This window comes from Planctomycetia bacterium, from assembly GCA_015200345.1.
GTDB lineage: Bacteria > Planctomycetota > Phycisphaerae > UBA1845 > UTPLA1 > PLA3.
This window is the reverse complement of sequence record CP054187.1, coordinates 3,301,578-3,316,784: the sequence shown is the minus strand read 5'-3', so window position 1 is coordinate 3,316,784 and position 15,207 is coordinate 3,301,578. Positions and strand designations below refer to the sequence as shown.

The following is a 15,207-nucleotide window of genomic DNA, read 5'->3' as shown; positions in this document are numbered from 1 at the left end:
CTCCATGCGCCGCATCTCGACGCCTCGCTTCACATCCGTGCGCATGGCCACAGCCATACATCAAGCCTAACAAGCGCTTGTTGATGCATAAGTGTAAGACTTACAACAGGTACCGTCAAGGCATCTTCCAGAAATGTTCGATTGAACCCCCTGTCAATTCCAACTCTCCGGCGTTCCGTTTATGCTTCCTGTCCGTTGGATCGTTCGAGCGAAGCCCGCTGTTGCACAACGCGGAAGCGGGTACACCCGGCAACGGGTTGGTCGCCTCTGCACATGGGAGTAATCTGCCTGCCGTGCCCGCGCTTCGCTTTCTCATCCGCGACTTCATCCAGGGACTGCCCGCCCTGTCGCCGCTGGCTTTCATGCTCGCGCTACGAAACCCCAGGCGGCTGCCCATCTTCATCGCCGACACCGTTCGACTCTATCGCAGCCACGCCAAGCTGCGTGTCCCCTCCATTACACCCTGGGAACTGCTCGATCATTCGCAGCCCGTCACGCTTCGACTCGGCGAGAACGGTCTCTTCGCCGCCATGGAGAACAACTTTCTCATGATGCAGATCGCGGCGATGCTGCGACCGCTACGCATCTTTGAGATCGGCACAAGCCAGGGTCGCACCACCGCCCTGCTCGCCATGAACACCCCGCCCGAGACCCACATCTTCACGCTCGACCTGCCGCCCGAAGCCACGCTCCCGGCCGGCGTGAGCGATTTGCACCTGATCGAACTCGCACGCAAGGAACTGGGCATCGCATTTCGCGGGACCAACTGGGAATCGCGCATCACCCAACTGCTCGGCGACAGCGGCTCGTTCGATTTCACCCCTTACTACGACACGATGGATCTCGTTACCGTCGACGGTTCGCACACCTACAAGTTCGTCCGGCAGGACAGCCTCAACGCCTTTCGCATGATCCGCCCCGGAGGGGTCATCCTCTGGCACGACTTCGAATCCATGCGCAGCGAATACGGCGTCAGCCGATTTGTCGATGAATGCCGCCGCGCCGGCCTGCCCGTCTTCCGTCTCGGTCGCGAACAGGGCGACAGCCGCTACGCCGTGATGCGCGTCACGGATGAAATCAAGCGAAAGCTCGCAACGCTTACGGCGTGACGCGGGCGATGGATCCTGGGGTTTGGGGCGGGGAGGCTGCGGACTATGCTCAACGCAATGCGATCGGCCCCGGCTACGGAACGAGCCTTTCTCGATTTTTAAATCGATATTCTACGTTATTCTGCGATGCGCCCGTCGCGCGGCCCATCCTACACCATCACCACGCTGTCCATCTCGCCGTACGGATTCCGCTCCATGTGCGCATTGCCCGGGTCGCTCACCCAGCGGCCGTCGATCACGTAGCGATAGCGGTAACGGCCCGGGGCGAGCGGGAGCTTCACCTGAAACGTGCCGTCGGCCATCGGCACGAGCGGTGTCCGCCCCGGGTTCCAATCGTTGAAATCGCCTGCCAGCCGCACCGATAGCGCCCGATCGGCTCGAATCGTAAACACAACCCCGTCTTCCACGGCGTGCGGTCCATAAATAAATTCAATCTTTCGCTGCGTCTCCGCGGGCGTCGGAGCGGCCGCGCGGCTGCCGCCATTCGACCGTGAAGGCCCCAGCAGCGTCTGCGAGGTAGCGAGCAGACGATTCGCGTCCGCTGCCAGCGCCTCGGCACGCTTCAGCAGCGCATCATCGGGTTTGCCGCTGACAACCGCTGCCGCCACCGGGCTTTTCGCCAGCCTTGAGCGATCCGCCTCGTCGTTACCCGCCCCGACGGCAACCCGCTCCTGCGATGATCCGACGCGCGCCGCGTCGATCCGCTCCACCGCCGCGGTCGCGATGCCCGGCTGCGTGAGCGAAAACGCCGGCCCCGCCCCCATCGAGCCGACTTCCTTCGCCAGCCGCTGAAAGTCCTTGCACCCCGCGCTCGTCGGATCGTATTCCGTGATCGGCTGACCGAGGCTGGTGCTCTCCTTCAGCTTCGTGTTGAAGTTGATGTAACTCGTATACATTGCATCGCCATGCCGCTTGCGAAGCTCCGCGAGAATCTCCCGGCCGAGCTTCGTGCGCACGTCGTACAGATTCGCCAGGATCCGAACGGTCAGCTTTCGACCGCTCTCCGCGCGGATCGATCGTATCGTGTCGAGCTGCTTGGAAAGACCGTGCAGGGAGAAATAGCCCGTGTCCACGGGAACGATGATCTCGTCGGCGGCGTGCAGGGCGCTCTGCGTCAGGAAGCCGACGGTCGGCGGACTGTCGATCAAGACAAAATCATATTTATCAGCCGCCGGCTCCAGCAGCCGCCGCAGCCGGTGCTCGCGATTCGGCACTCCCGCCAGCCGCTGCTCCAGCGTCGACAGGTCCGTCTTGGACGGAACAAGATCAAAATTGCTGGAGATCTGCCACGTGATGCGACTCAAGTCCATCGGCGGCTGATCGTCCGCAATCAGCAGCGCGTCTGCGACACTTGTCTCAATCTGTTCCTCGGGCACCGCCAGCCCCAGCGCGCAATGACCCTGCGGGTCCAGGTCCACCGCCAGCGTGCGATACCCCTCGCGCGCCAGGCACGCCCCGAGATTGATGATGATTGTCGTCTTTCCACAGCCACCCTTCTGGTTGGCGACGGCGATGATCCTCATAAATCCATCCTTGGACCTGAAGAACCCGAAATCGGCCCGAGGTGCACGTCCTGCGCACCGGAACCGGTGATTTCTGCGCTTCCAATAATCTCTTCTCGGCCGGACGATTCACAGCCCTTGAGCGTTTATCGGACGAATTCCCTTTTTCAGCATCGTAAACGCGATTTTGAACCGCTTCCAGCGTACCTTCATATCCAACGTCGCGACTGTAAACCATGCTCATAAATAACCTTAACACTACAAGACTCCGTTGCCGTTCTAGCGCGGTCGCGCGATTCAAACCCGTCTTGAACACAACTGCTTGAGCCGATACGATTTGCCGCAATTCGCCCATCTTTCCTCCTGGAACCGTTTTCAAAACTCCTCTCCCCCTTGGGGGAGAGGTCGGGGGTGAGGGGGAAATGTGGTTCAAACGAAATGACTCACCCTCACTCCAACCCTCTCCCTGAAAGGGAGAGGAAGTTTTGAAACAGCTTGTTGCCATTCCCAACGGTGTCCTTCCACCATGCCGAGCACCTCAACAAGTGATGTCGCCGAGTCTCAACGCCACCCGGCCGCAGGCCAGGCCGGCACGATCCAATGGGATCGGCTCTGTGAAATCCTTGGCAAATCAGCCGGCGCCCGGGTGATGGTCCTCGGCGATTACATGATCGACCGCTATCTCTACGGCGATGCCGAGCGGATCAGCCCCGAGGCCCCCGTTCCAGTCCTTCGCGTGGTGCGCCAGGAAGACGCGCTGGGTGGGGCCGGGTCGGTCGTCGCGGACATTCGAGCGCTGGGCGCTCATGCGGCTTGCGTCGGCGTGACCGGGAACGATCCCGACGGCCGGCGTTTGCGCGAATTGCTCGCGGGCGTCGGGGCGACGGTGGACGGGCTGGTCACCGATGCATCGCGACCGACCACGCGCAAGACGCGCCTCGTGGGCCTCGCGCAGCACCGCCATCGCCAGCAGCTCATTCGAATCGACGACGAATCCTCGGCGCCGTTGAGCACGCCGGTCGCGGCCGAACTCTTCGCCGCCATCGAACGCCACCTCGCGGAGTGTCATGTTCTTTGCATCGAGGACTACAACAAGGGCGTCGTGACGGCCGATCTCGCGCGGCGCGCCATCGCGCTGGCGAAGCAGCGCGGCATCCCTGTGCTGATCGATCCGGCCAGCATCACCGACTACTCGCGTTACGCCGGAGCGACGCTCATAACGCCCAATCGCACCGAAACCGAGAAGGCCTCCGGGCTTCGGCTGCGATCGATCGATGCCGTCCGCGAACACGCCGCGGCGATCCGCAGGGCCTGCCGCACCGAATCGGTCTGCGTCACGCTCGATGCCGAAGGCGCGGCACTCATCGGCCCCGACGGAACCTTCCAGCATGTGCCCACGCGAGCGCGCGACGTGTACGACGTGACCGGCGCGGGCGATGAGGTGCTGGCCGCGCTGGCCGTCGCCCTGGCCGCCGGCGCGACGCAACTCGAAGCCGTGGCCATCGCCAACGTCGCCGGCGGACTGGAGGTCGAGAAGTTCGGCTGCGTGCCGATCGCGCGTGACGAAATCCTCGGCGAGATTCTGCTCGAACACCATCGCCAACTGGGCAAAGTCCGCACACTCGAACAGCTCAAGCCGGAGCTGGCGCGACGCCGGTCACGCGGCGAGACCATCGCCTTCACCAACGGCTGCTTTGATCTGCTGCACCCCGGCCACGTCGCCACCTTCGCCGCGGCCAAGCAACATGCCGACGTGCTCGTGGTCGGACTCAACTCCGACGCATCGGTCCGCTCGCTGGAAAAAGCGCCGGATCGCCCGATCGTGAATCAGGCCGACCGCGCGACGGTGCTGGCGGCGCTGGCGGATGTCGATTACATCGTGATCTTCGACGAGCCGACGCCGCAGGCACTCATCGAAGCCATCGTGCCCAACGTGCTGGTCAAAGGCGCCGACTGGCAGGGCAGACCCGTCGCCGGGCAGGAGGTCGTCGAGAGGCACGGCGGCCGCGTGGTGTTCGTCCCGCTGCTGGAGGGCCGCAGCACGACCGATCTGATCGCCCGCGCGCGGAGCGGCCCAAGCCGCTGACGCGCGATGCGTAATGGAACCACCGACGGAATGACCAAGCTCCCCTCGCTTACCATTTTCTTCCCGTGCTACAACGAGGAAGCCAACGTCGCGCGGACGACGGCCAACGCCCTCGCCGCCGCGCAGACGTACGCCGACGACTACGAAATCATCATCGTCAACGACGGCAGCCGAGACCGCACCGGCGAAATCGCAGACCGCCTCGCGGCGGAAAACCCGCACGTCCGCGCCGTTCACAATAATCCCAATCTCGGCTACGGCGGCGCCGTCGCACGCGGCTTGCGCGAGGCCACGAAGGAGTGGATCTTCTTCACCGACGGCGACGGCCAGTTCGACATGATGCAGATGGACCGGCTGATCGGCCTGCTGGATCGCTGCGATTTCGCGGTGGGCTATCGGGCGAAGCGCGCCGATTCGATCATTCGCAAGAGCAATGCGTTCTGGTGGGGCGTGCTCGTGCGGTCGCTCTTCGGGTTGAAAGTGCGGGACATCGACTGCGCGTTCAAACTGCTGCCCAAATCGCTGATCGACCGGATCGAGCTGAAGAGCCGCGGTGCGCTGATCAGCACGGAGCTTCTGGCGCGGGCCAAGTTCCGCGGCCTGCGCATCGCCGAGACGCCGGTCGATCACTTCCCGCGCACAGCCGGCCAGCAGACCGGCGCGAATTGGAAGGTGATCCTTCGGGCGTTCAAGGAATTGTTCAGGCTGCGGAAAGACATCCGTCGGGAAGGTCTGCCCCCGCCGGAGAACCGGACGCCGTGAGCCTATGTAGGGTCCGCCCTCGACGCACCAATCGAAACTCGGTGGCCACCCCGGCGCATTCCGCCGCATGACTGCGGCGGCTCGGACCGGCGCGAGGCAGAATCAAGCAATTTGTCAGCGTTTGAAGTTCGTGCGGCCCAGGCCCTTCGAGCCGTTCATGGCCGCGCGAAAGAAGGAGTTCCGCGCTCGACCGATGCCCGGCAGGCGGCCCTGGCCGATGCCGAAATCGCCGCCGATGAAGCCCGGCGTCGGCCGCGGACCGGAGGTGTTGTTCAACTGCTGAAGGACCGACTGGTCGTTCTGCTGGGTGGGGTCGGTCGGCGTGACGGTGCCGGTCGCGGCATTGTTGTTGCCGAGCAGGTTGGTCCAGTTGCCGCCGGGGTTGAGCAGGATGCCCAGGCCGCGATCGTTCAACAGGGCGAACAATTGATCGGCCCCGCCGAGACCGAACACGTCGTTGACGTTGATCGTGCGGTCGAACTGAACGTTGTCAATCGCGCGAACCATCTGATGCGTGATGAACTGCCCCGGCGTGACAAACCGCGAGCGGAAATTCTGCAAACCGCCGAACGAAGTGGACTGCGTCTGAATCGCCTGAATCAGGCCGCGACCCTGCTCGGTCAGGAACATGCGGAACTGGCCGTTGCCGTCGTATTCAAACCCGAAGATGTCCGTGCCCTTCTTCGACAGCACGGCCACCGGCGACTCGATCTCCATGTCGCTGCGCGTCGCGCCCTCGGCCACGCCGGCGCGCACCGCGCCGTGTGCCAACTGGATGCGGCTGCGGGCAGCGCCGTCCTTGATCTGCAATTCGGAGATGTTCACCAGCGACAAGCGATCAAACAGCAGCACGGTCGGAGGATCGGCCGGCCGCGCGACGAGTTTCACCTTGCTGCGAATGCCAACGGAAATCTGCTGGCCCGCCTTCACGGTGTCGCCGATCTTCAACTGCGTCCAGCCGGTCTTGACCTTCGGATCGGTCCCGGTCGGGGCAACGCGAACGTTGCCCTGTAGCTCGACCGCTTCGTACACCAGCGAGCCGTCGTCCGGATTCACGACCGGCGCGGCCGGCCCGGACGCGGGCGTATCAGCCCAGGTCGATTGCGGCGAGGGCAGAAAGGCTATCGCAAGCATTGCCGTCGTCAGCATTCGTCGAGTACGCATGGCTACACCTTTTCCCCCTAACGAGACGCGAGGAAGTCCAGATAAACATATACGTTACGAGACCCCAGGCGGGCAAATGCGATTTTTCGCCTTTTTTTCCGGTCCGGAGGCGATCGTGTTACCTCTTGCTCTTTAACTGGTTACGGTCGATCCGCCCCGGCCCACGTCGGCCCTCGGCGGCACGTTTCATCACCTATTGGGGCTGGTTTGGCCGATTCGGCGGCTTTACCGGCGGCGGAACGATCAGGTTGCCCTGTTCGTCGCGATCGCGCTCGTCGCTCAATTCAACGCCGGGCGATTCATACAACCCCTTCTTCTCCATGATCTCGTCGGCCTTGCGCATCAGGGCGGCCAAGGCCGCACCGCTCATGTAATCGTAGTCCACGGTGTCCGTCAGCATCTCGCGGTAGATCAACTCGCGCATCGCGTAGCGCCGGTCGCTCAAGCCCCAACTGCCGAACAGCCGCATGTTGATGCCGCCGTGAATCTGACAGATTCGGCAGACCATGAAGGCCACCGAACCGACGTCTATCACATTCTCCGGCTCGAGCTTCCATGCGGCCCGCGTGATGCCCCGGTCTTCCAGTTTTTGTCGCCGCTCCTCGAAGTTCGTGCTGGTGTCTTCGCCGTCCGCGAGGATCAGCATGGCCCGGTAGGCTTCGTCGACGGTGACGACATCGACCTCCGTCAGGTAGGCATGAAAACCCTCGTCGCTCAATTCGGCGGCGTTCGCCGGCGGCGCGGACGTGCGCGGACCGGTGCAGCCGAGGATTCCAGTACCCAGAGTGAACGCGAGGAAACCGGCGAGGATGAGCAGGCGGATCGGTTGATACCCAATTATACACCGCAATCGGGCGTCCGGCAGCAAAATGTTCGTCAGAAGGACCATGTGATACCCGTCAGGAGAAAGGTCCGAGTGGTGCGGTCCGAAAATGCGTCGCCCGGGAAGAACGTTCCGAATCGCACGGTCCAGGCCAGATCGCTCCAAATACGCCAGTTGGCGTAGTAATCCATTTCCCAGCCGAGGTAGCCGCTGCGCTGGTCGGCGAGTACGTCGCTGACGGCGGCAACCGATTTGTGCTTGTAGTACAGATAGAAATCGGTTCCCAGTTCGAGTTCGCGGGTCGCCTCGATGGTCGGCAATGGGCGAAACGAGCCGCCCGTCCGCCAGACGTGCAGATTGGAATTGCGCGGCGAAAACGAGATTCCCGTATCGCGGAAGCCGAAGCCGTTAAAGCCGCGATCGACGGTGTCGTTTCGGTTTCCGCCGACGGCGTTGGTGGGGCTGCCCAGGCGGTTGGCATCGCCGCTGGCGAACATGTATTCGGCCGAGACGACCGGCTTGGTGCGGTGGCGGAAGAAGTAGTCGAGCCGATGATCGAAGCCCCAGGCCTTGATTTCGTCGGTGAACATGAACCGGCGGTTGCCGTAGCTCTCGCCGCGCTCGATGACCCACTCGGACAGATATCTTAAGTTGTCGATAATCTGCCCGGTCGAGCCGAAGCCGTAGTATTGCGAATCGTACCGGTAATTCTGGAGATAATTCGGCGGGTCCTCGCGCGTGTCGTCGTCCTGAAACGCCGCGTACGCAAACGGCTCGTGCTTGTCCCACCCCTTGTACTTGGTCTGCACCATCCAGAACTGCCGGTCGGAATGATCGGATACCGGGCGGCTGCGGTCGATGTTCTCGGTGCTGGCGGGCGTGCGGCCGTAAAGCAGCGTGGTTTCAAAATCAAGCCACTCGCCCTGCACCTGCACGTGATCCAGCGGAATGTCAATCGCATAGCCCGTGCCGATGTACACGAGGTCGCGGCCGACCTTGACCTTCAGTTCAAACGGCGCTTTGGATTCCGTATTGAGACGCAGCGCTTTGGCGATGTCGAACTGGTACCAGCCGCGCTCGAGATTGGGTCCGTCGAGATCGTCCTCGTTCGGCGTGAACGAGTCGCCGTGGTTCCAGTCGAAGTACGTGGCGCGCACGCGCAGGTAGCCCTCGTGAATGCCACGGTCGGCCGTGAAGGAAGTCCAGACGCGCAACTCGTTCTGACGAAGCGTGCGGCTGCTATTGAAGCCGTCGTCAAAGAGGAAGAAGTACGAGTTGAACCAGCCGCCGTAATCGAGCCGGAACTTCTGCGAGAGCGGGAGTGCTTCCTGATACTTTCGCTGATTTTCGCGTTCAAGGGAGCGCTGGCGTTCAATGAACGATGAACTGGTCCCGCCGGGTTGATTCAAGCCCAGTTGGGCGCTGGCAACCGCCGGCAGCGCGAGCAGCAACGCGATAGCGAGGAACGAATAGCGCGAAATGCGAATGGGCGAGGGGGGCAAGCCGAGTCTACCTCCGTGTCATCGGCATCAGGCAGTCCGAGAGATTTCGAGCGAAACCCGATTCGCCCGTTCGACCGCGCCTCACCGGGGAATAGTGCGGCCGGCCGAGTCGAATTTCAAGCGCCGGGGGTCGCGATGCGCTCTATCTGGTATCGACGGTCGCCGGCCGGCCAACCGATTGGAGGAGGAGGCGGTACGCCCCGCTCTTCCTTTCGACCGCGCTTTCAACGTTGGAAACGGGGTTGTCGCTTTCGTATTCAGATGGCCGCCCCGGTGTGGGTCCGCGCTCGAAGGTACTCGGCCAGCCGCGCAGCATGCGTCTCGCGACTGTGTTCGCCCAATGCGAGCGGAGGAGCCAAGTCGGCGCCAGCGTGAGTGTTGCAGAACGCGCGAACCTGCCGCACGGCGTCGGCAAGACCGGCAGGATCGCCTAGCGCCGCGCGGAACGAGCGGTCCGGCGCAATCGATGACAGCAGGCGATAATCGCAACTGCCGGGGGCTTCTTCGAGGCAGAGGATCGGCCGACGGGCGGCGAGGTACTCGAACAATTTGGCGCGCGGCGTCCAATGGCCGGCTTCGCGCCCGGTGAGCAGAAGCAGCGCGTGTACGTCGGCGATTTGTTTCCAGGCTTGTTCGCGCGGCAGCAGGCCGGTGGCCTCGACGCGTTGGCTCAACCCGATGTCGCAGAGGTAATCGCGCGAGAGATTGCCGACAAACCGCACGTGAATTCCGCGCGCCACATCAGGCGGCAGCTTGAGAAGCGAATCGAGGAACAACTCCGGCCGATTGCGCGCGATGACCGTTCCGACGTGCGCGAAGATCAGTTCCCCATTCAATGCCGGCGGCGCCGGTGGCGGCGGCATCGGCGGCAGCGCCGGATCGAATCCGTTCGGGATGACTGTGACGCGCTCGGGCGGCAGGGCAAACGCGCGGAGGAGGTCGTCGGCCATCGCCTGCGACACCGCAATGACACCATCTGCTGCGCGGACGCAATCCGTGTAAAGCGCCCGATGGCGCCGCTTCGCAAAGGCATACAGAGGTTCGTAGCCGCCGGGGCCGAACCAGGTGTCGCGCAGATCGAGAAAGAACGGCGCGCCGCACGCGCGATGCAACCGAAGCCCCAACCACGCGGCGCTGGCCGGTGGAAACGATGCGAGGATCGCGTCATATCGCTTCTGTCGCAGGTTCTGTTCGATCGCTTCCTCCGCCGCGTGCATCCAGCGCCGGAAGCGATCCGGAAAAATGAAATCCCGGAGGTATCGTTTGAGGTCCGGCGCCTTCACGCGGCGCGGATCGAAATCAGGAAACGTCTCCACGGCGCCGCCTTGCGGATCATGCACCGATCGCAGCGTCACGGCCGGCAGGTCCGGCGGCGCCGTCGTTCGCTGGGCCGTCAGCACATCGACGGCCCAGCCGTGGCAGGGCAGAAAACGCGCGAAAGCGCCGATGCGCTCGGCCGCCGCGCCAATCGCCGGCGGATACCAATAAGAGACCAGCAGCAATCGGCGGGTCGGCGCGGCAAATGTTCCTGGTTGGGAGGTTGCTGCGGTCATGGCCGACATTGAAGCTTTTGTTTCGCCGTGCGTCTATGGTTATGTTGGAAATCATCGCGATGAACGCCGACTGATCGGTGGGATTCCGCAATGCGAGCGTGATGGGAGTATATGGCCGACGGACTTCACGTTGTGATCGTGCCCTCGTGGTGGCCGTCGCCGGAGCGTCCGTTGCACGGCGTGTTCTTCCCGGATTTTGCGCGGGCCATGGCCGAAGCCGGCGTTCGGGTCGGCGTCGTAACGCCCGATCTGGTCGGGGCGCGATTCTGGCGAGAGACCTCCGCGCGCTGGCGAGCGCGCGTCGAATGGGAAAACGCGGGCAATGTTCCCGTGGTCCGCGTACGGGGGCGGCATACGTCGCTCGGACAAACCGGCATTCACCTGCGGGCCTATCGCCGTCGCCTGGAGATGGGGCTGGCCGCGTACGCCGAGCGAAACGGATCACCCGACCTCCTGCACGCCATGGCGGCGCTGCCGGCCGGCTGGGCTTGCACGCATCTTCACCACTCGCTCGCCGCGCGCGTGCTGATCACCGAACACACCGGTCCGTTCGCGCTGCTCCTGCGACCATCAGGTGCCGCAAACATGACTCGATCCGCGCTGGCTCGCGCTGCGGCAGCCGTAGCGGTCAGTGCGAATTTGAAAACCGAGATGCAGGCTGCCGGCGTAACACGTCCCATTGAAATCGTGGGCAATCTCGTGGCGGACGTATTCCAACCCTCGGCCCCGCCGAAGCCTCCTCGCGCGAACGAAACGCAAATTCGCTTCCGCGTCGTTTTCGTGGGCCGATTAACGGCTGAAAAAGGGCTGCGCGAACTGGCCGCGGCGGCGCACCGGCTCGCGAAGCAGCCCGAGCCGCGCTTCGCGTGGCATTTCGTCGGAACCGGGCCGATGGAGGGCGAACTTCGCGCGGCGATGGCAAAGCTCGGCGTCGATACCGTCTTTCACGGGTACCAGGATTCGGCGGGCGTGGCGTCGATCCTGCGAGCCTGTCATGCGCTGGTGTTGCCAAGTTACGGTGAGAATTATCCGATGGCGATTTGTGAGGCGTTGGCGAGCGGGCGGCCCGTGGTTACAACCGACGTGCCGGGTTGCGCCGCGCTGGTCGGCCCCGGTGATGGGTTGGTCGTTCCGGTGCGCAACGCGGCGGCGCTGGCCGATGCGCTGCAACGCTGCGCCGCCGATTACGCTCAATGGGACTGGCGAGCGATCGGCGCGCGGGCGCGAGAGCGCTTCTCGCGAACAAAGGTGGCGAAAAATTACATTAGTATTTATAATGCCGTCCGAGCCGGCCAGGCGCCGGGGGATGCATCGCGGTAAGGCCTATGTGCGGAATCGCCGGCGTGATGTTGAATGAGCTGGACCCCCGCGCAGGGGACTGGGCCGCGACCATGACGCAGCGGCTGCATCATCGCGGGCCGGACGACGGCGGCGCGGCGGCGTTCGGACTGGGCGGGCGACCGGTCGTGACGCGGGCGCTGGGGTCGCCCGGGCAGACCGTCGAATGGGAGTACCTCGTCGCGCAGGCGGCGCTGGGCGCGCGACGGCTGGCGATTGTCGACTTGTCGCCGGCCGGTCATCAGCCGATGGCGTCGGAGGACGGCGCGGTGTGGCTGGTCTTCAACGGCGAGATTTACAACCACGTGGCGCTGCGGGAGGAATTGTCGGCGCGCGGGATGGCGTTTCGCGGGCGATGTGATACGGAAGTCTTTCTTGCCGCGTATCGCGCCTGGGGGACCGCCTGCTTTCAGCGCCTCGAAGGCATGTGGGCCGCGGCGATCTTCGACTGGCGCGAAGGCCGCGCGGTGCTCGCGCGCGACCGCCTCGGCATCAAGCCGCTGTTCGTGACGCGATTTGAAAAGGGTCTGGCCTTTGCATCCGAAATCCCCGCGCTGCTCGCGCTGCCGGGCGCGCCACGCGAAGCCGGCGAGCCGGGGCTACGCGATTTTCTCGTGCGCGGCCTGGTCGATCACGTCCAGGAGACGATGTTCGCGGGCATCTATGCCTTCCCGCCCGGGTGTTACGGGGAATTGAATCTCCAGCAACGCGAGGGCACGAGCGCATCAGGCGTGATTCGCCGCTACTGGCGGATGGACCTTTCGACGCGCGACCCGTCGGATGCTCCGAGGCGCGTGCACGATGCGCTGGCATCGGCCGTCGAGTCCCATCTTGTCGGCGATGTTCCGATCGGCACGTGCCTTTCGGGCGGCATCGACAGCTCGTCAATCGTCGCGCTGCTGGGCCGCCGCGACCGCGCATCGCCCGGAACCTGGTCGCAACACGCCTTCACGGCCTGCCTGCCGGGCCACGCGATGGACGAGACGCGCTTCGCGGAAATCGCCGGCCGGGCCGCCGGATCCCTGCACTGGCACCGCGTCGAACCGAGCGCGGAGCGCCTGGCGGCGGCGATGGAACCGTTCGTCCGACACCAGGGGCAACCCGTCGGTTCCGCGTCGATGTACCTGCAATGGGAGGTCATGGGGCTGGCCAAGCAGACGGGCGTCAAAGTTCTGCTGGACGGCCAGGGCGGTGACGAGCTGTTCTGCGGCTACCACGGCCATGTGCCGCCATTCCTTGCGTCGCTGATTCGGCGCGGCCGGATCGGGGCGTTCCTGCGCGAGTACCGCGCCGCGCGGCGCGGATTGTTTTCCGGCGGCCAACTGCGCGGGCACGTCGCGGCGGCCCTGCTGCCGCCCGGCTGGCGCGACGCGCTGCGGCGGCGACGCGATCGCGCGGCGATGAACTGGCTCGCGCCCGAGCTGTTCTCCGTAGACGATGCGCCGACGCTTGCGTCGGCCCTGGGATGGCGCGATGAGTCCGGCGAGGCAACGGTCGGCGGGGGCGCGCTCGAGGTGGAGCTGGCGCGCATCCTGCTGCGCGAGAGCCTGCCCGCCCTGCTGCGCTACGAGGATGCCAGCTCGATGGCACACTCCATCGAGGCGCGCGTGCCTTTTCTCGATCGCGGCGTGACGGAACTCGCCATGCGCCTCCCGGCGACGCTCAAGATCCGCGGCGGCGTCAGCAAAGCCGTGCTGCGCGACGCGATGCGCGGCCTTGTTCCCGACGAAGTGCTGTCTCGCCGCGATAAGATCGGCTACGGCGCGCCGCAGGCCCAGTGGATGCGCGGGGCGCTGCGCGACTGGTGGGTCGAGGCGATCACGTCGGGCAGCTTCGTCCATCGCGGGTGCTTCCGCCCCAACGGGGTGAAAGCGCTGATGGATCGCTTTGAGCGAGGCGATGACAGCGCTGCGACACCGCTGTGGCGCATGGCACTGGTTGAGACCTGGGCGAGGATGTATCTGGATTGAGCAAGTGGACCCCGGCATCCTGCCCGCCAGAGGCCCTAGCCATGGCACCCGAAGCCTGGGACGCACCCCGGCGGCTACAAGCGGTTTCAAAACTCCCTCTCCCTTCCAGAGATTTCGCGGTACGAAACAACCGTGCTGCGCTACAAGCTGTCTCAAAACCTCCCTCTCCCTTCCAGGGAGAGGGTCGGGGTGAGGGTGAATCAATTCGTTTGAACCACTTTTCCCCCTCACCCGACCTCTCCCCCAAGGGGGAGAGGAATTTTGAAACCGGTTCTAGGCTTTTTCGAGCATGACCACTTCACCGCCGCTGCCGATGCGCCGGATGCCGCGCAGGGCCATGCCCATCATCTCGGGGTTCGTCGCCCAGCGCATCGCCTCGGTGCCGCTGATGGCTTTCTCCTGGTACATCTTCAGCAGGTGCTGGTCGAAGCTCTGCATGCCCGACTCGCCCGTTTCGATGTACGTCAGCAGTTCCCCCAGCCGCCGTTCGAAAATGAACTTCTCCGTCACCGCGCTGCCGCGAAGCACTTCCACCGCCGGACGCCGACCGCCCGCCGTCGTCGTCACCAGCCGCTGCGAGATGATCGCCTCCACGTTCGTCGCCAGTTGCGAGAGCAGAATCGAATGCTCGTCGGCGGGGAACATGGCGATGATGCGCTCGATCGTCTGCGCCGCATTGGAGCTGTGCAGCGTCGAGAAGACCTGGTGACCCGTGTCGGCCGCGCGCAGCGCGATCTTCAGCGTCTCCACGTCGCGCAACTCGCCGACGAGGATCACGTCCGGATCCTGCCGCAGGGCCTGACGCAGCGCCTGGTCGAACGACGGCGTATCCGTGCCCAGCTCGATCTGCGAGACCATCGCCTTTTTGTTGGTGTGCACGTATTCGATCGGATCTTCAATCGTGACGATTTTGCAGCGGTAGGTTTCGTTGATCAGATCGATCATGCTGGCGAGCGTGGTGCTCTTGCCGCTGCCGGTCGTGCCGGTGAGCAGCGTGAGTCCGCGCTGGGAACGGGCGATGTCGTGAATGACCGGCGGCAGCATCAAGTCCTCGAACGATGGAATCTTTCCCTGAATGACGCGCAGGACCACGCCGCAGCCGTTGAGATGCTGAAAGGCGCTGCACCGGAAGCGGCCCAGATCGGCATGTGAATACGAGAAATCGATCCCCTGAATCAAGTCACGATCCAGATCGGCCTTCCGCGAGGGCGGCAAAATCTCCATCAACAAGTTGCGCACCTGCGCGTCGGTCAACGTCGCGCCTTGCACAAAGCGGGCGATGCCGTTGATGCGCATCATCGGCGCCGAGCCGGCCTGAAGGTGCAGGTCCGAGGATTTGTTGTCGATCGCGAATTTCAAGAGCTGGGCAAGTTCCACAAGATGGCTCCCCATGGCGGT

At 64.1% G+C, this 15,207-nt stretch carries 11 protein-coding genes; 5 read left to right on the top strand and 6 right to left on the bottom strand.

All coding sequences use genetic code 11. From position 1 onward, the window contains the following. Window positions 1-293: 293 nt before the first annotated feature. A complete protein-coding gene (locus tag HRU71_13500) occupies window positions 294-1,109 on the top strand; it encodes a class I SAM-dependent methyltransferase (protein ID QOJ04443.1) in 816 nt (271 codons plus the stop codon). A 149-nt stretch (window positions 1,110-1,258) separates the two neighbouring features. Here HRU71_13500 and HRU71_13495 read toward each other — a convergent pair whose 3' ends face one another. Continuing rightward, entirely contained in the window at window positions 1,259-2,632 is a 1,374-nt protein-coding gene (locus tag HRU71_13495) for an AAA family ATPase (GenBank protein QOJ04442.1), read from the bottom strand. 505 nt (window positions 2,633-3,137) lie between these two features. Here HRU71_13495 and HRU71_13490 point away from each other — a divergent pair. After that, the gene (locus HRU71_13490) at window positions 3,138-4,697 is read left to right on the top strand and encodes a bifunctional heptose 7-phosphate kinase/heptose 1-phosphate adenyltransferase (GenBank protein QOJ04441.1); all 1,560 of its coding nucleotides are present in this window, start codon (window positions 3,138-3,140) and stop codon (window positions 4,695-4,697) included. 6 nt (window positions 4,698-4,703) lie between these two features. Continuing rightward, the gene (locus HRU71_13485; protein ID QOJ04440.1) at window positions 4,704-5,459 is read left to right on the top strand and encodes a glycosyltransferase family 2 protein; all 756 of its coding nucleotides are present in this window, start codon (window positions 4,704-4,706) and stop codon (window positions 5,457-5,459) included. Between the two features lie 114 nt (window positions 5,460-5,573). On the opposite strand, the gene HRU71_13480 is transcribed toward HRU71_13485, so the two are convergent. The 4 genes from HRU71_13480 to HRU71_13465 all read right to left on the bottom strand — a co-directional run bounded on the left by HRU71_13480 (window position 5,574) and on the right by HRU71_13465 (window position 10,501). Continuing rightward, window positions 5,574-6,623: a hypothetical protein gene (locus HRU71_13480; GenBank protein ID QOJ04439.1), complete on the bottom strand. Its 1,050-nt coding sequence runs from the start codon at window positions 6,621-6,623 to the stop codon at window positions 5,574-5,576. 193 nt (window positions 6,624-6,816) lie between these two features. After that, window positions 6,817-7,512, bottom strand: coding sequence for a hypothetical protein (locus HRU71_13475; protein QOJ04438.1), 696 nt, complete (start codon window positions 7,510-7,512; stop codon window positions 6,817-6,819). Continuing rightward, entirely contained in the window at window positions 7,500-8,948 is a 1,449-nt protein-coding gene (locus HRU71_13470; protein ID QOJ04437.1) for an alginate export family protein, read from the bottom strand. The genes HRU71_13475 and HRU71_13470 overlap by 13 nt, the downstream gene beginning before the upstream one ends. 257 nt (window positions 8,949-9,205) lie before the next feature. Continuing rightward, window positions 9,206-10,501, bottom strand: coding sequence for a glycosyltransferase (locus tag HRU71_13465; GenBank protein ID QOJ04436.1), 1,296 nt, complete (start codon window positions 10,499-10,501; stop codon window positions 9,206-9,208). Window positions 10,502-10,612: 111 nt separating this feature from the next. Here HRU71_13465 and HRU71_13460 point away from each other — a divergent pair, with 111 nt between their 5' ends. Beyond that, a complete protein-coding gene (locus HRU71_13460) occupies window positions 10,613-11,821 on the top strand; it encodes a glycosyltransferase (GenBank protein QOJ04435.1) in 1,209 nt (402 codons plus the stop codon). 23 nt (window positions 11,822-11,844) lie between these two features. Next, window positions 11,845-13,809: an asparagine synthase (glutamine-hydrolyzing) gene (gene asnB / locus HRU71_13455; protein ID QOJ04434.1), complete on the top strand. Its 1,965-nt coding sequence runs from the start codon at window positions 11,845-11,847 to the stop codon at window positions 13,807-13,809. A gap of 273 nt (window positions 13,810-14,082) precedes the next feature. Here asnB and HRU71_13450 read toward each other — a convergent pair whose 3' ends face one another. Continuing rightward, entirely contained in the window at window positions 14,083-15,186 is a 1,104-nt protein-coding gene (locus tag HRU71_13450) for a PilT/PilU family type 4a pilus ATPase (protein QOJ04433.1), read from the bottom strand. Window positions 15,187-15,207 lie beyond the last annotated feature (21 nt).